The sequence below is a fragment of the Bradyrhizobium sp. ISRA436 genome, from assembly GCF_029910015.1.
In the GTDB taxonomy this organism is placed as follows: domain Bacteria; phylum Pseudomonadota; class Alphaproteobacteria; order Rhizobiales; family Xanthobacteraceae; genus Bradyrhizobium.
In genome coordinates, this window is the sequence record NZ_CP094519.1 from 2,975,384 (window position 1) to 2,993,299 (window position 17,916).

Sequence of the window (17,916 nt, forward strand, 5' to 3'; positions counted from 1 at the left end):
GAAACTTTGGTTCCTAATCCACGTCATTTCGCGAGTCAGAACCTAGCCCTATGTTCTCTCGCAAGTGCAGCATCGTCCCGCATGTTGTGGCGGCACGTTGCCGCGCTCACATGGTTCTGGCGTGCCGGTTGACGGCACCATCGGCGGAGAACGGAAACGAGGCCATGAGCAAGATTGACCTCTCCGACATCTATCGCGACTACATTGCCTGCCTCAACCGACAGGACTGGTCGCTGCTGGGACAGTTCGTGGACGATGACGTGTGCCACAACGGCCGGCGGATCGGCTTGTCAGGCTACCGCGAGATGTTGGAAGGGGACTTTCGCGACATCCCGGACCTACATTTCGACATCGAGCTGCTGATTGCCGATGCGGCGCACGTTGCGAGCCGTCTGGCCTTCGATTGTTCGCCGAAGGAAAAGTTTCTCGGCCTCGATATCAATGGAAAGCGCGTCGCTTTTGCCGAGAACGTGTTCTATGAATTCCGGGACGGCAAGATCGTGCGGGTCTGGTCGGTGATCGACAAGGCGGCGATCGAGGCCCAGCTTTAGGGTGTGTATCCATGAGCGCCGCGTCCGCTTAAGCCTCAAAAGGCGACATGGAAGGCGATCGGAATGCACGTTCGCCTTGGGCCAGAACGAGACGTCGGCAGAGCAGCCATATTGCTGCAAGCTGCGATTTGATCGACTGTCGGTGTCCTCGCGGGATCTGGCACCAACCGGGCCAATGCGAGACTTGGTCGACCAGTGATGGGCCGTTCCGCACGCGATACCCGTTCAACTCGAACACGATCGTGCGCGACGGCTTGCGAGCGAAATGATTGCCGAAGACTACGGCAGCTTCCGCTTGGTTGAACCTCGCTCACCTATCTTGCACCGGCCTCCAATGCGGTCTTCACTAGGCGGCACGTACCTGATCGTCGCCCGGTGGTATCCTCCGCCAAAAGCAACTCCTATTCGACTGGGCAAGCCCCGCTGAATGAGACTTTATGCGTACATCGATCGCGCCAGCTGTTTGGAACACGGTCCGCGAAAGAACCGTTAACTGAAGGGGCCGAGCCTGCTTGATCGGGCGCAGCAGAGGAGCACGCGCCATGCCCCAATATCCACACAGCTACCGCGAAGCTGCCGACATATCGCTCACGCGACGGAGTCTCATGAGAGCTGGCATCGGAGCAAGCGTTGCCGGCTTTTTCCTGCCTTATGCGACCTCTCCGGCCTGGGCCAAGGACTACCCTGCGCTTGGCACCTTCCCGGCCGGGACGAACGGCAGCAGCATTTTTGTCGGCTGCCTTGTGCCGCTGACTGGTCCCTATTCCGCGTCTGGAAAGGACATGCGACTTGGCTTTGAGCTTGCGGTCGAACATCTGAACAACGGCAGCCGCGTGACTGAACAGATCCCGACACTGAAGAAGGGCAAGGGCGTGCTCGGCAAGAAGATCGAATTCCAGGTCGCCGACGCCGAAACAAAGCCGGACCCGGCGGTCCAGGCCGCCACGCGCTACGTTCGCGAAAACAAGGCCATCATGCTGACCGGAGCCGTGAGCAGCGCGGTGGCTGTCGCTCTCGAGGAGCTCGGGCAGCGCGAGCACACGATCGTCATGATCGGCAACAGCAGTTCCAACGACACTACGGGCAAGGATTGCCAGAGATACGGTTTCCGCTCGCAGGATTCTGCCTACATGGCCTCGAAGGCGTTGGCGCCAGTGCTGGCCAAGGAACTGGGCAAGGACCGCAAGGCTGGTTACCTGGTCCCGGATTACACCTTTGGCCACACCATCTTTGCCTCGATGAAGCAGTTCACGGAAGCCCAGGGCTGGAAGACGTCGATCGAACAACTCGCGCCGCTCGGTACGACCGATTTCAGCTCCTACCTGCTGAACATCGCCAATAGCGGCGCCGATGTCTTCGTCAACCTGGCATTTGGCGCGGATGCTGTCGCCTCGACCAAGCAGGCACAGCAGTTCGGTATCCTACCCAGAATGAAATATGTGGTGCCCGATATTTCGCAGTTTCAGGCCAAGGAGCTGGGTGCCGAGATCATGGGCGGCTCCTATGGCTCGCAGCCGTGGTGGTGGACGGAGCAGGATACTTATCCCCTGGCAAAATTCTTTGTCGAGGATTTCGAGAAGAAGAACCACTACAAGCCTCGCTGGGGCGCAAGCGAAGTCTATCTGCAGATGCTCGTCTGGGCCGATGCCGTCGAGCGTGCGGGCACGTTCTATCCCATCGAGGTGATCAAGGCGTTGGAGAGTGGGCAGAAGGTGAACTCGATCTATGGTGAGGTGTATTACCGCGCCGGCGACCATCAAATGGTTCGGCCGGTCCCGATCATGATCGGCAAGAAGCCGAACGAGATGAAGGGACCGGAAGATTATTATCGCATCGTCGATCTCGTTTCCGGCGAACAGGTACTGCCGCCGCTGAACGAGACCGGGTGTCACTTGCAGCCCTACGAAACCTAGCTACGGGCGTCTACAAGCCGCCCGCCGCACTCCGGATGTTGATCAAAGAGCGTCATCTGATGCCGACGCTAGCGCAATTTCTGTCGCAGGCTTTCAACGGCATAGCGCTGGGAAGCCTGCTGGCGCTGATTGCGTGCGGGCTGACGATCATTCTCGGCACGCTCGGCGTTCTCAATTTCGCCCACGGCGCGATGTTCATGTTCGGCGCCTACGTGGCTTTCATCGTGCTCGGCCACCTCGATTCATTTGCGGCTGCCCTGGTGCTCGGCGCGTTGTCCCTTCTTGCTTTCGGTTTCGCACTCGAGCGTGGATTGATCCGGCTCTACTATGATCGGCCGCACGAGGATCAGATCCTCGTCACGTTCGGGCTGGCCATCATGATGATCGAAGCAGTCCACTACGTGTTCGGCGGCGAGAGCCAGCGGGTGCCTGTTCCGTCCTGGGGACAGGGCATCGTGAACCTCCACTTCTTCTACTATCCGCTCTATCGCGTGGAAGCGATCGGCATCGCCGGATTGATCCTGCTCGGATTTTATCTGTTGTTGTATCGCACCCGGATCGGCCTCGTGGTGCGCGCCGGGATCGAGGATCCACTCATGGTGGAGCTCTTGGGTACCCACGTGCGCCGCGCTTTCATGGCGGTGTTTTCAATTGGCGCCATGGCCGCGGGAATCGCGGGCGTTATCTATGCACCGCTCGCCGCGATCATCCCGAATATGGGCGAACAATTCCTGGTTCAATGCTTCGTGGTCGTCGTGATCGGGGGACTTGGCTCGTTTCCGGGCGCCATTGTCGGCGGCCTGGTTGTCGGCGAGATCCTCTCCCTCACGACGCTGTTCAATCCGGCCTATGCGCAAGCGGCGATCTATGCCGTGATGACACTGGTGCTGATCGTGAGACCGCGCGGGCTGTTCGGCACCATGGGACGCGCGTGATGGATGTGCGGCGATTGCATCGCTGGCTGCCCGAACTGCTTATGGCACTCGCGCTGGTGGCGCTGCCACTTCTATGCAGTGCTTTGCTCGGCTCGGTGGATCTCCTGACTCGCATCCTGATTTGGGGGATTTTCGGACTGGGCTTCGACCTGCTGTTCGGCTTCACCGGACTTCTGTCCTTCGGCCAGGCGGCGTTCTATGGCTGCGGAGGATTTGTGACTGCCTATCTTTTGACGAGCGGTGATATCCGCAACGGTTGGCTTGCGATCGCGGCTGGTGTCGCCGTTGCGGCAGCGTTCAGCGTCATTGTCGGACTTCTGGCGCTGCGCCGTGTCGGAATCTACTTCGCGATGATCACGCTGGCGTTCGGCGAGCTGGCCTATTTCCTGGAAAATTCGCCGCTGGCCCGATGGACCGGCGGCGAGAATGGATTGCCGGGCGTGCCGGCCCCACGCCTGCAAGTTGGCCAATTCGCTTACAGCTTCTCTGGCTCCTGGGCGAGCTACGAGCTCATCGCGGCATTCTTCTTCGTCGGTTTCGTGTTTGCTCGGTTCGTCGTGAGATCGCCGGTGGGCGCCGTGCTGACCGCCATTCGCCAGAATCCGCTGCGGACCGCGGCGCTCGGTCATAATGTCCATGCTTACAAGCTTTCAGTTTTCGTGCTTGCCGCGATTTTTGCAGGCTGCAGCGGCGCGTTGCTTGGCATATTCCAGGGTTATATGCCGCCAAATGCTTTCGAGCTGGAAACCTCTGGTCAGCTCGTGATTCAGACCGTCATAGGGGGCGCAGGGACGCTGATTGGCCCAACGATCGGCGCGGCAATCTGGTTGATCTTGCGCCAGCTCCTGCAACAGGTGCCGGCAATCGGCGATCTCTGGTTGTTCATTCTGGGATTGGTGTTCGTTGCGTTGGTCACTCTGCTGCCGAAAGGGATTGTCGGTGCCGCAGCCCGGCTCGGATTGAGTCTTCGCTTGGTCAGGCCGGAGCCCGTGGTCGCAAGTGCGGTCCCGGGCGAGAAAGCGGCTGCAGGTCAGGCGCTCCTTGCCCCGTTGCCCACGGCCGGCGCGCGCGCTGGCAAGCCTGCTGAGCTGGCGCTCGAGGTCCGCAATGTCAGCAAAGCCTATGGCGGCATTCATGCCGTCGAGGGAGTTTCGCTCGAGCTGCCCGCCGGTCGATTCCACGCCATCATTGGCCCCAATGGCGCGGGCAAAAGCACATTCCTCAGGCTGCTCAACTGCGAGGAAAGACCGGACTCGGGCCGCATTCTCCTGAATGGAATCGATGTTACGGCAGCAGACGTTACCCGAGCCCATCAACATGGGCTGGCAAAGAGCTTCCAGATCAACCAGCTGTTCCCGCAGCTTACGGTACGGCAGAACCTGCGCATTGGCGCGCTCAGTCACGTGCGCGGCGCATTGCGGCTCGACGTCTTTCGTTCCGCAGATGGTTTCGACAAAATCGAATTGATGATGTCCGCCTTGCTCGAACGTCTCGGCCTCACTGCGAGCGCTGACGTCCGCGTCAGTTCGCTTGCCTATGGCGAAAAGCGCCGGCTCGAGCTCGGGCTCGCGTTGGCATCCCGCCCCTCGGTGCTGCTGCTCGACGAGCCGCTTGCAGGTTTGAGTCCCGGCGAGCGCGAGGGGATCAAGCATCTGATCCAAGACCTGCGCAGAGGACGCACGATCGTCCTCGTCGAGCACGACATGGATGCGGTTTTCGAGCTCGCGGAGCGCATCACGGTGTTGCACGAGGGACGCAAGCTCGCTGAAGGCACACCGCAGGAAATTTCCGGTGATCGGCGAGTGAGAGAAGCCTATCTCGGAGGAATTGCTGCCTGAGAACGATCGGAATGAACATGATCGAGGTGGAGCGGATCAACAGCTATTATGGAGATTCTCATGTTCTGTTCGACGTATCAATGGACGTGCGCGGACAGGAGGTCGTTGCGTTGCTTGGCCGCAATGGCGCCGGCAAGAGCACAACGCTCAAGACGCTCGCTGGCGTGCTCCATCCGCGCTCCGGCGCGATACGGTTCGAAGGTGAATCCATCGAACTGTTGCCCACTCACCGGATTGCGAGCCTTGGGCTGCAACTCGTTCCGGAAGAGCGGCGGATCTTCGGCGGATTGACTGTGGAGGAGAATCTTGAACTTGCTGCTCTATCGGCGGCGCAGCGTTTGCCGCTCGCCGACATTTTCGTGATGTTCCCGCGCTTGCGCGAGCGGCGGAGCAGTTACGGCCGGTCGCTTTCCGGCGGTGAGCAGCAGATGCTCGCGATCGCCCGCGCCCTGATCCGGCGCCCCCGGCTCTTGCTGCTGGACGAGCCATTCGAGGGGCTGGCTGTCACTATCGTGCAGGGCCTGCTCGAGGTATGCCGCGAGCTGGTGGCCCAAGGACAGACGATCGTGATCGTCGAACAGAACGTGCGTGCGGCACTCAGTCTCGCCCGCCGGGCCTATGTGCTTGACAAGGGCAGGATCGTTTTCGGGGGATCGGCCGAGGAACTGCAAGCTTCGCCGGACGTGATGGATCGCTACCTCGGCGTCTGAGTCAGCTGCAGCGCCGGTGCGGTTGTTGGCGCATACCCGTCCCCAGAGACGGCCGGGTCCGAGTGGGGTCAAAAGCTGCCGATGGCGGCCGAGCTGAGCGATGTCCGCTCATCGCCGGCCAGCCGACGTACCGATGGCCAAGGGGACATTCCGCTACGGGCCTACAAGCCGACACATGGCTTACGTCCCAATGTCGCCCAGCTTTGCGCCAGGGCATCGGCAAATCACAAGCTTGGTAGATGAATCAAAGTCCTGGGTTCAACCTTCTAGGCTAGGCTTGTCTCTACTTTCCTGGCGGTACGCTTCACTGCGCCGGCCGCTTTCTTGGCGGCGCGCTTTGAAGCTTCTGCCGCACGCTTTACGGCGCCGGCCGCTTTCTTGGCAGCACGCTTTACGGCTCCAGTTGCAGCTCCAGCCGAGTACTTGGCCGCACGCTTTACGGCGCCGGCCGAACGACGCGCCTTCTTCGGCGGATAGCGCACGAGGCGCCGGACCTGCTTGCGGCCTCGGGCGGTCTGCTTTTTCGCCTTTTTCGCCATTGCTGATCCTCCTACTTTAAGGATAATGCGAAGTCGCGCAGCGAGGTTCCTAAACTCGGAACAAACAGCAAGCGCGCGTGTCAAAATATGCGTTCTTATCAGAAGCCAGCCGAGGACCGGTTGGGGTCCATTAGCGGACATGGCCGCCGGTAACTCTACTCAATCCGGCGCGCGAAGTCGGTAGCCGATACCGGTCTCGGTAAGGACGTATTCGGGACGCTCTGGATCAGCTTCGATCTTTTGTCTTAACTGACGAACATAGACGCGAAGGTATTGCGCATCCGTATTTTGATCCCACAGCTCGCCGAGCAGGAACTTGTGTGTCAGCACCTTGCCGGCGTGCTGCACCAGGAGCCGCAACAGATCGTACTCCTTCGGCGAAAGCTTCACCTCGGCATCGCGCACTTTGACAATGCGCCGGACCAGATCGATGGAGAGATCGCCGACCCGAAAGACCGGGCGCTCGCCCTGCACCTGCAGCCGGTGACGGAGTGCTGCCCGCGTGCGCGCGAGCAGCTCATTCATGCCGAACGGCTTGGTGACATAATCGTCCGCGCCGCCATCCAGCGCCTCGACCTTGCCGGTTTCATCGCTGCGGCTCGATAGCACGACGATGGCGACTCGCTCGTTCTGGGCTCGCAGCATCCTGAGCAGGTCGAGCCCCTGCATGTCGGGCAGGCCAAGATCGAGAATGATGAGGTCCGGGGACTGGGATAGCAGCTCCAACGCGGCTTTCCCGTTCGGGGCTTCAAGAATGTCATAGCCCTGGGTGACCAATCCCATCCGGAGCAGTTTCCGGATCGGCGGCTCGTCGTCGATGACCAGAACCTTTAGCGCCCCGGTGCTCATGCGACTTCGCCCATGCGCGGCGGTGCTGCCGGGATCGGCAGGCGGATGGTGAAAACAGCACCGCTGCGGTCGCTGCGATTTGCCGCCGAAATCGTGCCGTGCATCGCCTCGATAAACCCGCGGGAGATCGCAAGCCCAAGTCCCGTGCCGGCGCGGACCCGGTCGCCCTTTCGTACCCGGTAGAACTTCTCGAAGATTTGGCCGAGCTCGGAGGCGGGAATGCCGTCGCCTTCATCCATGACCTGCAGCGAGATCATCTCGCCAGACTCTCGTCTGCTTCGGATGGTGATCGCGGTGCCGGGGGGTGCATATTTCGAGGCATTGTCGAGAATGTTGAACAGCACCTGCTCGAACAGCACGGCGTCCAGTTCAAGCATCGGCAGATCGCCGGCCAAATCGAGCTCGATTCGGTGTGGTCGCAGAATCTTTCCGGCACGGCGAAGCACGCTGCCGACGATTTCATGCAGATCGTGGCGGGCGGTGTTCGGGGTGATTGCTCCCGATTCCAGCCTCGTCATGTCGAGCAGATTGGCGATGAAGCGGTTCAGCCGCTCCGATTCATCGATGATCGTCGCGAGAAGTTCGTCCTTCTGATCCTGGTTCAGCTTGCTTGCCAGATCGCGCAGAGTTCCGGCTGCACCGAGCACCCCGGCCAGCGGGGTCTTGAGGTCGTGCGATATCGAGGTGAGCAGCGCCGAGCGCAGGCGTTCAGTCTCGAGGGTGCGTCTTACCCGCTCCATGTCCTCGACGAGATAGACACGCTCGATGGCGAGCGCGCTCTGATCGATCAGGGCTTCGAGTAGACGCCGCTCGCCCGCGGTCGGCAGTGGATCCTCCCTGTCGCTGTCGATGCCGACTACGCCGATGACGCCACGGCCAGTCCGCATCGGCAGGAATAAACGTTTCGCTTCGGCCCGAACGCCGGAGTCGTGCCCTGCCGGAACATCCTGTTGCCAGGCCCATTGCGCGGCGGCGAGATCGGCTTCTTCCAGCTGGTCTTCCGGCGGATACCCAGCCTTGACCGCGATGGTGCCGTTCTCCGGCAGCAGAAGCACTACCCTCACGTTCAACATCAAGGCGGTCTGGTGCGCTATGGCCCAGAGGACGTCATCGAGCGTACCGGTGCCGGCCAGCTTGCGGCTGAATGCGTAGAGCAACTCCGTCGTGCGCGCTCGCCCCATAGCGGCAACCGCCTCTACCCGGGCTCGGGCAGCGACATTCGAGACGATGACCGCAACGACCGTAAACACGACCACCGCGACAATGTTCGCGGGGTCATCAATGGCGAGGGTGAAATAGGGCGCGGTGAAAAAGAAGTTGTAGCAGAGCGAGGACAGGGCGGTTGCAAACAAGGAGGGCCAAAGCCCGAACCTCGCCGCAATGGCCACGATGGCGGTCAGGAAGATGAGGCTGATGTTCTCCTGGCCGATCCATGGCCAAAGCAGGAAGCCGATGCCGACCGCGCATGTCACGGCCACAGCCGCAAGACCAAGCGCGCGCCAATCGGGACGAACGAGTGAATCCGATAGCGTCCAATCGCCAACGCCGCCGAAGAGAAGCCTCTCCCGTGTTGAAGCACTGTCTTCCCGCGAGTCTTTGGCGCCCTTCGGCATCGGCGTGTGCTCGTTCGAGTTCGCATGTCGGCGAGCCCAGTTCGCCATGCGATGACACAATCAATTCCTGCGATCAAGGCGCCGGCTGGTCACTTATATCGAGAACGTTAATTCCTATGAAATTCCTATGCCGCGAGTTCTAGGTCGCTCTGGTTTCCCTATGGCGTTTGCACCCATTTTCCGGGCGCGGTCGCATGTGGCGATCGTTTTTCCAAGGGTGAACGGTGTTACCCGGTGGATGCGATGACGGAACGCTTGGATCGGCTAGTCGACGAGCTTCGCCTGACGCCGGGGCTCACGCCGCACCTGATCTCCAGGGTCGTCACGGATGCCTGCACGCGGTTGCCAAGCATGGCGCGGGCGGGCAGGGCCGCGCGCCTGGACCGGCTGGTGCACGCAGAATCCTGGATCGACGCGGTGCTCGCACTGATCGAGTTGGAGCTTCCGATGTGGCGTCCTTGCCGGCTGATCTACGACGGCGGCGAATGGGTGTGTTCGCTGTCCCGTCATCCCGAGGCTCCCTTCGAATTCGACGACACAGCTGACGGGCGGCATGAAGTGCAGGCGATTGCAATCCTGCTGTCCTTCGTCGAGGCGAAGCGGCTTCTCACGACAACTGAACAAGCCAGCGCATCGTCCGTGCCGCAGGTCGCACCCAGCGCGGCCGCATACGCGTTCTGCTGCGACAATTTTGGATGAAGAACCCGAACGCGTGCCGGGCCCCGGCGCGCATTCAGCAACAGGGACATGTGAAAAAGATGACGACGATCAACAGCGCCGATCAGGCCGGAGGCGAACTCGCTGGCCCGCAGACCGTCGACGGTCGGCGTCATGCCGGCTTCTGGGGACTCACTCTCGGTGCCATCGGCGTCGTCTATGGCGATATCGGGACGAGCCCGCTCTATGCCGTGAAAGAATCCGTACTGGCCGCGGTAGGCTCCGGTAATCCGGCGAGCTACGAGGTCGTGCTCGGCATCCTGTCGCTGATCATCTGGGCGCTGTTGCTCGTCGTCACTCTGAAATACGTCGTCATCCTGCTGCGCGCGGACAACCATGGCGAGGGCGGCACACTCGCGTTGATGGCGCTCGCCAACAAGGCCGTGAGCGGACGCGCGCCGATGATCATGCTGTTGGGCATCATCAGCGGCGGCCTGTTTTTTGGCGACGCGATCATCACTCCCTCGCTTTCCGTGCTCTCGGCCGTCGAAGGCATCAAGATCATCACTCCGGCCTTCGATCCCTACGTGGTTCCGATAACCGCAGCGATCCTGCTCGGGCTGTTCGCGGTGCAATCGCGGGGAACGGCGCGGGTCGCCGCGTTCTTTGGCCCGATCACGCTGGTGTGGTTCGTCGCGCTTGCGCTGGCGGGCCTGTGGCATATCTTGGACAATCCGTCGGTGCTGCTCGCCTTCAATCCGCTGCACGGCGTGCGCTTCCTGCTCGAACACGGCATGATCGGGTTTTTGACGTTAGGCGCGGTGTTCCTGGTCGTCACCGGCTCGGAGGCGCTCTATGCCGATCTCGGCCATTTTGGCCGCGGGCCGATCCGGACCGCATGGCTGTTCGTGGCCTTGCCGGCGCTCGTTATCAATTATCTTGGCCAAGGCGCACTGATCCTGGCCAATCCGGCAGCGATCGAAAATCCGCTCTTCCTGCTCTACCCGCAATGGGCCTTGATTCCGATGGTGGTGCTCGCCACCGCTGCCACCGTCATCGCCAGTCAGGCGGTGATCACGGGCGCCTATTCGTTGACCCAACAGGCGATCCAGCTCGGCCTGCTGCCGCGGCTGGAGATCCGGCACACTTCCGAGGCGCTCGTCGGACAGATCTACATGCCGCGCGTCAACGGATTCCTGCTGGTTGGCGTACTGGTGCTGGTGTTCATGTTCCGCTCCTCGAACGCGCTGGCTTCGGCGTATGGCATCGCCGTCACTGGCACGATGGTGGTGACAGCGATGCTCGCCTTCGTGGTGATCTGGAAAGTGTGGAATTGGTCCGCGATCGCGGCCGGCGCGCTGGTGGCGCCGTTCCTGCTGCTGGATCTCACCTTCCTCGGCGCCAACCTGCTGAAGGTCATGGAAGGCGGCTGGATGCCTCTGATGCTGGGCGCTGCCATGGTGACGGCGATGTATACCTGGCGCTGCGGGACGTCGGTGCTGGCGGCAAAGACCGCAAAGCTGCAAGTCCCGCTGGCTACTCTGGTCGGGATGTTGGAACGATCGCCGCCGCATCGCGCGTCCGGCACCGCCGTTTTCCTGACCGGCAACCCTGACCATGCGCCGACCGCGCTGCTGCACAATCTCAAGCACAACAAGGTGCTGCACGAGCGCAACGTCGTGCTGACAGTCGAATATGCCGAGACGCCGCGTGTCACCGAGGAAGAGCGCGTTCGCATTGAGCCGCTGGGTGACGGCTTCCTTCGTGTCAAGCTGCGCTTCGGCTTCATGGACGTGCCGAATATCCCGGAAGCCCTCGCATTGGCACGCAAGGCGGGGTGGCAGTTCGAGATCATGTCGACCTCGTTCTATGTGTCGCGGCGCTCGCTCAGGATCGCTGCCCACTCGGAAATGCCGCGCTGGCAGGATCGCCTGTTCATCACGCTCGCCTCCGGCGCGAGCGATGCGACTGACTATTTCCGGATTCCGACTGGCCGTGTCGTGGAGATCGGCGCGCAGGTGGCGATTTAGGCTGCCTCAGGTCCGCTTTGGGTCAAAGCCGTCGATGACCGTCGAGCCAAGCAACTACCGCTTCGCCCTCAGAAGCGGACTTTGGACTTTTATGAGTACACCCCCTTAGCGCGCGGCGGCGCTACTTGTGCTCCAGGTGCCAGGCGCCGTCCCAGTCCGCGGCAGGCGGGCTTTGCCGGAAGCCCTCGACGCGCGCTTTCAAGGCCGCCGCCGGGCCATCGCCGGGCACCGCTTCAAGCGCGACGGCGAGGGCGCGCTCGGCGTCGTCCCAGCGCCGTTCCCGATAGGCCGCGAGACCTTCCGCATAATGCTGCCGCAGCAGCGTCTGCGCCGGCGTGAGCTCGTCCTTCCTGCCTATGATCTCGAACACGGTCTGCGGCTGGCTCTGGCCGACCACGACCAGCCGGTCGATCTCGCGCAGCTCGACGGTTGCCGTGCAAGCGGCGGCGGTCGTTTCCGAGATCAGGCTGCGGCTGCCGTAGACCTTGTTGGCGCCTTCCAGCCGCGAAGCGAGGTTCACGGTGTCGCCGAGTACGGTGTAGCTCATCATGAATTCGGAGCCGATGCTGCCGACCAGCGCTTCGCCGGTGGCAATCCCGATGCGGATGTCGCAGTCGGTCGGGATCGCGCGGACCCCAAGCAGTTCGGGCAATTCCTTGCGCAGCTGTGCAACGTGGCCAATCATGTCCAGCGCGGCGAGCGCCGCGAGCTGCGTCTGCTCGGTCTCCTCGACGAAGGGCGCGCCCCAATAAGCCATGATGGCATCGCCGATATATTTGTCGATGATGCCGCGATGTGCGTGGACTGGCGCGGACATGGTCGAGAGATAGAGGTTCATGATCTTGACCAGCCCGCGCGGCGTCACGCCCTCGCTCAGGGTGGTAAAGCCCTTCATGTCGCAGAACATCACCGTCATGACGCGGCGCTGCCCTTCGGTGGCGGCGATCGCCGGCTGTTCGAGCAGGCCTTCGGCGATCCGCGGATTGATGTAGCGGCCGAAGGTTTCGCGGATGCGCTGGTTGTGGCGCAGCGTCTCGATCATGCGATTGAAGGCGGCCGAGAGCTGGCCGATCTCGTCCTGCGTCGTGATGGTGATGGTGCCGTCGAGACGGCCGGCCTCGACCTCCCGGGTGCCCTCCAGCAGCCGCATGACCGGGCGCGTGATCCCGCTGCCGACCAGCATCGCGAACACGAAGCCGAGCACGGCGGCGATCGCGGTGACGACGGCCGAGACGATGATGGCGCGCTGCTGGGAGCTCATCACGATCCTTGCGCTGCGGCCGACCTGGGTCAGCATGTCGGCGCGAATGCCTTCGATCCTGTTGTTGAATTCGTCGCGCAGCGCTTCCGCGCGGAGCATCGTCTTCCGCGCGTCGGCGAAGTCCTTGGCGTCGAGCTCATCGAGCAGCGCCTGGTTTTCCGTGTTCAGCCGGACGAGCAGGTCGTTGAGCGCATTGTCGATCCGGTCGTCGATGCGTCCAAGCGCGGCGTTGTCGGAGGGGGTAGATGGATCCTCGATGATCGCGTCGATCAACTTGCGTGCGGCATTGGCCTCCTGGGTGATCACCGGATTGATCGCATCGAAGGTTTTGCGCGCGGCGGCGTAGGTCTCGTCTTCCGCCGGCCCCTGCATCTTCGCCATCATCATCCGCCGCATCGCGAGCGAGCGTTCGAGCGAGCGGACATTGATACGGGCGAGATGGGCGTAGGCGGGAATGTAGCGATTGGTGAGCTCTCCGAGCAGATGGCCGACCCGGCTCGCCATCACCATCGACAACAGCGATGTGACCACCGCGAGGATGATCAGCCCCGCGGCGATGCCGACGATCTTCTGCCTGATCGATTTGCGAAACATGCCCTGCGCTTGGCGCCCCTGGTCGCGCCGTACAGCTAATAGAGTTCCGGCGCCCGCGGCGCAAGTTCACCCGTGCGCGCAGGCGCGAATTTTGCCAGATATTTCAACGCGATTGGGGCTGTCCAGTCCTGATGCGAAAAATATTCCGCTTCCGTCGTCGGGCAAATCAGTGGCACGAATCCGGCCGTCTCATCCGCCTGAGGGGCGCTTCGCGATCGTCACGAGTGTTGGGTCGAGATGCGGTGGACGCCGAAGTCACGGCTGACGAGCGTGGCAGATAGCGGACGGTGAAGTCGTGCAGGCCTGACGCCCTGGTGGCAGGTGTCTCATCAGTGGGGGCAAGAGCTTTCACTGATGACGGTGACAACAAAGCCCAGTCTCGCCGGGGAGAGCACGTATAAGCCGTAAACCATCGCGCGGGGAAAGCCGGGATTGCTCCGGTTTCACCTGTGGTCCTACCTCCCGAGCTTTCCATTTGCTCGGGACCCATGGGTGCGATCAACACCCGGCTTTCCCTGCGCCCTCTGCTCAAGAAAGGGCGAAACGAAAGACAAAGCTCGGACGCAACGCGCCGCGAGAACGCGAAGGCATATCTCCACGACTGTCATCGCCCGCGAAAGCGGGCGATCCAATATTCCAGAGGCAGCAGTGATTGACCCGAGAGGCCGCAGCGTACTGGATACCCCGCATGCGCGGGGTATGACGGCGGAGAGATGGATTGCTTCCGCCTTCGCCGAGGCTTCGGCGGACAGTCGTCGCTTCAGCGCAAAATTGTTTTGCAATTTTGTCGCGAACTCCTCGCAATGACGGTCATGGTCCCCTGGACCCGGCTTTCGCAGGGACGACCGCGAACGGCAGCGAAACCTTCGCGACTACCGCAGGCCCTCGTACACCATCATGCCGCGCGCGATCGCGAGCTTTCGCAGGGCACGCGGCACCAGCCGTTCCGGAGGATGCAGATAGCGCCAGGAGGTCAGCACCAGATCGTGCAGCGTGGTTGTGTTATCCTCGAAGGGCGCGAGCAGCCCGGTGAGGCTCGCCGGCCTATGCACGCGGGCGGAGAAGGGGAGGAGGAGCAATTCGAGATGCGCTCGTGTTCTGGTCCCGGTGGTTGCGGTGATGCCGGCGATGGCGGGCAGCGTCTCCTCGGCAACGCAGGTGATGATCTCTTCGATCTCGCCGCGGCTTTCTCTCGCGAACAGCGCGGAAAAGCTGCGGTCCTTAAGATCGCGGCCGAGCAGGGCCGAAATCCTTGTGCCCGCGACACGGAAGGGATAGCCGGCCTCGCCGTCATAGGACAGCACGAAGATGTCGGCCAGCAACTCGCGCACCGCGGACGGCTCGAACTCGCTCCGGTCAGGTGCGCGTGCATCGCCGCGTTTCGCATTCCAGTAAGCGAAGAATTCGCGGCTGGAGCTGTGTTTCATCTAAAGAACCTTGCCGGGCGCTTGCCTTGGCGGGACACATCTGTCCCGGTTTCGTGCAGGCGCTTGCCCTTTTCTGTTGTGCAGGGAAGGCTGTGCAGCGTCCATGCCGCGGCCGCGTTTTCGGCGGCTTATCGGCAACTTTGCGTCGTTAACGTAAATTTAACTATACGCTTGGCGGCAGCCGGAACCCGACTTAGGGTCCCCGCATTCCCGTTCGCGCCGGTTGGCTCCAAGGGCCGGCGGCGTGCGCATACAGGTGGCGTCAAACAGTTTGGTCGTCGCGCGGGGAGGGGTGGGGATGCGTTCCCGATCACTCTGGGGCGTGAGAAGACCAGCGGAAACAGGGGAGGGTGTTCTCAGCGCCCTCCCTTTTGCTTTGCCGCGCCTGCCCGCGTCGGCGCTGTGTCGCATCTCGGGACAGCAGGTTGACCGATTTCGGGATTGTGCACTTGCACAGCGCGGCGAAAGCCGCCTATCTGGGATTCACCGCCGCTTTCCAGGTCGTCGATCCCTTGGACTCCCATCCCGAAGCTCAGCTCGAGCAACCGCCGCCACCGGAAGCGCCGCGCGAGCCGATCCTGACGTTGCCGCCGGCGCTCACCGCCTACATCCTGCTGCTCGCGGTGATCCATTTGCGGGTGCTGCTGCCGCCGGAGATGGAAAACTGGACGATCGACGTCTTCGGCTTCATCCCCAAGCGCTACGATTCGACGCTGCTCGACATCACCTTTCCGGGCGGGGCGGGCGCCAAGGTCTGGACCTTCGTCACCTATTCGCTGCTGCACGCCAATCTCACCCATATCGGTTTCAACGTGCTGTGGCTGCTGCCGTTCGGCAGCGCGCTCGCGCGGCGTTTCGGCGCGCTGCGCTTCTTCGTGTTCATGGCCGTGACGGCGGCTGCCGGCGCGCTCGCGCATCTGTTGACCCACGAACATGCGATCGCGCCGATGATCGGTGCATCGGCGTCGGTGTCGGGGACGATGGCGGCGGCGATCCGCTTTGCCTTCGTGAAGGGCAGTTTCCTCTCGTTCAGCCGGGGCGACGGCGAGGCGGCGGCCAAGGTGCCGGCGCTGTCCTTGTTGCGGGCGCTGCGCGACGGGCGCGTGCTGGGCTTCCTGGCGGTCTGGTTCGGCGTCAACATCGTGTTCGGCGTAGGCTCGATCGCGGTTGGAGGCGACGATGTCAGCGTCGCCTGGCAGGCCCATATCGGCGGCTTCCTGGCCGGGCTGGTGCTGTTCTCACTGTTCGATCCGGTCCCGCGCGCCAAAGGCGATGCTGCAGATGCGTCATCGGCGGACGAGTCGGGGCGCGTCTGATCGCCGCTTGCGGCTCGGGTCGAATTCATCCATCATCTTTGCAACGCAAGATGAAGCGGGCTGACAAATGCAGCGCCGCTGTTGACCGCGCCCCGGAACCGAAATCGGCGCGGAACTGTTGATTGAAGGCTCTGGCGAACAGATCGATCCCCGCTCAAGGGGAGGCGAACGGATGCAGGGAGGCGACAATGACGGTACGTTCCATTCTCGATGCAAAAGGCCATCAAATCGTCAGCGTCGAGCCGGGCGCGAAGCTGACGGCTGCGATCAAGCTGCTCGGCGAACGCAAGATCGGCGCTGTGCTGGTGATGGATCAGGGCCGGATGGAGGGCATCCTGTCGGAGCGCGACATCGTGCGTGTGCTCGGTCAGCGCGGCGCGGGCGTGCTGGAGGAGCCGGTGAGCGCGGTGATGACGAAGAAGGTCGTCAGCTGCCTGCAGTCCGACACTGTCGCCGGGATCATGGAGATGATGACGACGGGCAAGTTCCGCCATCTGCCCGTGCTCGAGGACGGCAGGGTGGTCGGGCTGATCTCGATCGGCGACATCGTCAAGCGGCGCGTGCAGGAATACGAGCACGAGCAGGAGGCGTTGCGCGACTACATCAAGACGGCTTGAGGCGCTATTTGCCCGCGGTGCCGGCGCCGGTCGACGGCGGCGCCAGGATGTCGATCGCTTCCTCGATCGCGCCGATGGCGCGCTCGGCCGCGCGGATGCCGTGCGCGATCAGGTCGTCGGCGCGGTGGAAGTCGAACCAGCCGATCTGACCGACCCGCGGCGAGATCAGCATGTCGGGCGGATCGCCGGCGAGGCGCGCCCGGGTGATGCGGTCCTGCATGATGTTGAAGGCGTCCACCATGACGCTCGAAATGCCCGGCCGGCTCGCGCTGCCGAAGAATTCGCGCTTCACGGTACGTTCGGCCGAGAAGAAGCGGCCGAAGCGGCGCTTCGGCGGCTCGGGCTCGAGCATCGGCTCGGCGGTCACCGCCACCGTCATCTCGGGCGCGGCGGACTGACCGTGATTGTAGATCGTGGTCGAGTGCGCGAACACGTCGCTGGAGAGGTTGGCTGCGATCACGATCTCGGCGCCGAGCGCGCGCGCAGCCGACACCGGCACCGGGTTGACCAGCGCGCCGTCGACCAGCCAGCGATCGCCGATCAGGACGGGAGCGAAGATGCCGGGCAGGGCGTAGGAGGCGCGCATGGCGTCGACCACGCGGCCGTGGGTCAGCCAGATCTCGTGGCCGGTGCGCACTTCGGTCGCGACGCTGGCGAACTTGACCGGGAGGTCCTCGATCGCGGACTGCCCCAGCGCCGCCTCGAGTTCGGCAGCCAGCTTGCTGCCGCCGATCAGGCCGGAGCCGCTGAGGCGGATGTCGAGGTAGCCGAGGACGCTGCGCGGCTGCAGGCCGCGAGCCCATTGCTCAAGCGTCTCGATATGACCGGCGGCATAGGCGCCGCCGACCACGGCGCCGATCGAGGTGCCGACCACCACATTGGGGACGATGCCGTGGGCGAGCAGGGTCTTGACGATACCGATATGGGCAAAGCCCCGGGCGGCCCCGCCGCCGAGGGCAAGCCCGATCACGGGACGGCGAACCGTTCCCAGTCCGACCTTGTCGGGGCCGTCGGAGCTCTTGTGGCCTCGGCCCATCCAGCTGTCCAACACGACACATCTCCTGCC

The 17,916-nt window shown here is 62.7% G+C and carries 13 protein-coding genes and 2 pseudogenes; 9 read left to right on the forward strand and 6 right to left on the reverse strand.

Features of this window, described 5'->3' with window-relative positions; genetic code table 11:
• Window positions 1-164: 164 nt before the first annotated feature.
• The 5 genes from MTX23_RS13960 to MTX23_RS13980 all read left to right on the forward strand — a co-directional run bounded on the left by MTX23_RS13960 (window position 165) and on the right by MTX23_RS13980 (window position 5,947).
• Window positions 165-551, forward strand: coding sequence for an ester cyclase (locus MTX23_RS13960; protein WP_280977244.1), 387 nt, complete (start codon window positions 165-167; stop codon window positions 549-551).
• Between the two features lie 605 nt (window positions 552-1,156).
• Entirely contained in the window at window positions 1,157-2,464 is a 1,308-nt protein-coding gene (locus MTX23_RS13965; protein ID WP_280977245.1) for an ABC transporter substrate-binding protein, read from the forward strand.
• A gap of 59 nt (window positions 2,465-2,523) precedes the next feature.
• Window positions 2,524-3,399 (forward strand): branched-chain amino acid ABC transporter permease, encoded by an 876-nt coding sequence (locus MTX23_RS13970; protein WP_280977246.1) that lies wholly within the window; start codon window positions 2,524-2,526, stop codon window positions 3,397-3,399.
• Window positions 3,399-5,237: a branched-chain amino acid ABC transporter ATP-binding protein/permease gene (locus MTX23_RS13975; protein WP_280977247.1), complete on the forward strand. Its 1,839-nt coding sequence runs from the start codon at window positions 3,399-3,401 to the stop codon at window positions 5,235-5,237. The genes MTX23_RS13970 and MTX23_RS13975 overlap by 1 nt, the downstream gene beginning before the upstream one ends.
• A gap of 11 nt (window positions 5,238-5,248) precedes the next feature.
• Entirely contained in the window at window positions 5,249-5,947 is a 699-nt protein-coding gene (locus MTX23_RS13980) for an ABC transporter ATP-binding protein (RefSeq protein ID WP_280977248.1), read from the forward strand.
• A gap of 266 nt (window positions 5,948-6,213) precedes the next feature.
• On the opposite strand, the gene MTX23_RS13985 is transcribed toward MTX23_RS13980, so the two are convergent.
• The 3 genes and pseudogenes from MTX23_RS13985 to MTX23_RS13995 form a co-directional block, all read right to left on the reverse strand.
• Window positions 6,214-6,486 (reverse strand): hypothetical protein, encoded by a 273-nt coding sequence (locus MTX23_RS13985; RefSeq protein ID WP_280977249.1) that lies wholly within the window; start codon window positions 6,484-6,486, stop codon window positions 6,214-6,216.
• Window positions 6,487-6,645: 159 nt separating this feature from the next.
• Entirely contained in the window at window positions 6,646-7,335 is a 690-nt protein-coding gene (locus MTX23_RS13990) for a response regulator transcription factor (protein WP_280977250.1), read from the reverse strand.
• A pseudogene (locus MTX23_RS13995) lies at window positions 7,332-8,780 on the reverse strand (DUF4118 domain-containing protein); the annotation flags it as partial. The pseudogene MTX23_RS13995 and the gene MTX23_RS13990, both read right to left, overlap by 4 nt.
• A gap of 402 nt (window positions 8,781-9,182) precedes the next feature.
• Between MTX23_RS13995 and MTX23_RS14000 the strand changes: the two are divergent.
• Window positions 9,183-9,647 carry a hypothetical protein gene (locus tag MTX23_RS14000; protein ID WP_280977251.1) on the forward strand — a complete coding sequence of 155 codons (465 nt, stop codon included), beginning with the start codon at window positions 9,183-9,185 and terminating at the stop codon, window positions 9,645-9,647.
• A 149-nt stretch (window positions 9,648-9,796) separates the two neighbouring features.
• Window positions 9,797-11,635, forward strand: a pseudogene (locus MTX23_RS14005) (potassium transporter Kup); the annotation flags it as partial.
• 121 nt (window positions 11,636-11,756) lie between these two features.
• Here MTX23_RS14005 and MTX23_RS14010 read toward each other — a convergent pair.
• Window positions 11,757-13,490, reverse strand: a complete 1,734-nt coding sequence (locus MTX23_RS14010) for an adenylate/guanylate cyclase domain-containing protein (RefSeq protein ID WP_280977252.1) — start codon at window positions 13,488-13,490, stop codon at window positions 11,757-11,759.
• Window positions 13,491-14,362: 872 nt separating this feature from the next.
• Complete coding sequence (locus MTX23_RS14015) at window positions 14,363-14,917, reverse strand: PAS domain-containing protein (RefSeq protein WP_280977253.1); 555 nt, start codon at window positions 14,915-14,917, stop codon at window positions 14,363-14,365.
• A 512-nt stretch (window positions 14,918-15,429) separates the two neighbouring features.
• On the opposite strand from MTX23_RS14015, the gene MTX23_RS14020 reads away from it, so the two are divergent.
• Window positions 15,430-16,233: a rhomboid family intramembrane serine protease gene (locus MTX23_RS14020; protein WP_280978074.1), complete on the forward strand. Its 804-nt coding sequence runs from the start codon at window positions 15,430-15,432 to the stop codon at window positions 16,231-16,233.
• Between the two features lie 188 nt (window positions 16,234-16,421).
• Window positions 16,422-16,850, forward strand: coding sequence for a CBS domain-containing protein (locus MTX23_RS14025; protein WP_280977254.1), 429 nt, complete (start codon window positions 16,422-16,424; stop codon window positions 16,848-16,850).
• A gap of 4 nt (window positions 16,851-16,854) precedes the next feature.
• On the opposite strand, the gene MTX23_RS14030 is transcribed toward MTX23_RS14025, so the two are convergent.
• Window positions 16,855-17,901: a patatin-like phospholipase family protein gene (locus MTX23_RS14030; RefSeq protein ID WP_280977255.1), complete on the reverse strand. Its 1,047-nt coding sequence runs from the start codon at window positions 17,899-17,901 to the stop codon at window positions 16,855-16,857.
• Window positions 17,902-17,916: the final 15 nt, after the last annotated feature.

Excerpts from the sequence above, each read along its gene's own strand:
- MTX23_RS13960 (WP_280977244.1), top strand. The coding sequence starts at position 165 with ATGAGCAAGATTGACCTCTCCGACATCTATCGCGACTACATTGCCTGC.
- MTX23_RS13965 (WP_280977245.1), top strand. The coding sequence starts at position 1,157 with ATGAGAGCTGGCATCGGAGCAAGCGTTGCCGGCTTTTTCCTGCCTTAT.
- MTX23_RS13970 (WP_280977246.1), top strand. The coding sequence starts at position 2,524 with ATGCCGACGCTAGCGCAATTTCTGTCGCAGGCTTTCAACGGCATAGCG.
- MTX23_RS13975 (WP_280977247.1), top strand. The coding sequence starts at position 3,399 with ATGGATGTGCGGCGATTGCATCGCTGGCTGCCCGAACTGCTTATGGCA.
- MTX23_RS13980 (WP_280977248.1), top strand. The coding sequence starts at position 5,249 with ATGAACATGATCGAGGTGGAGCGGATCAACAGCTATTATGGAGATTCT.
- MTX23_RS13985 (WP_280977249.1), bottom strand. The coding sequence starts at position 6,486 with ATGGCGAAAAAGGCGAAAAAGCAGACCGCCCGAGGCCGCAAGCAGGTC.
- MTX23_RS13990 (WP_280977250.1), bottom strand. The coding sequence starts at position 7,335 with ATGAGCACCGGGGCGCTAAAGGTTCTGGTCATCGACGACGAGCCGCCG.
- MTX23_RS14010 (WP_280977252.1), bottom strand. The coding sequence starts at position 13,490 with ATGTTTCGCAAATCGATCAGGCAGAAGATCGTCGGCATCGCCGCGGGG.
- MTX23_RS14015 (WP_280977253.1), bottom strand. The coding sequence starts at position 14,917 with ATGAAACACAGCTCCAGCCGCGAATTCTTCGCTTACTGGAATGCGAAA.
- MTX23_RS14025 (WP_280977254.1), top strand. The coding sequence starts at position 16,422 with ATGACGGTACGTTCCATTCTCGATGCAAAAGGCCATCAAATCGTCAGC.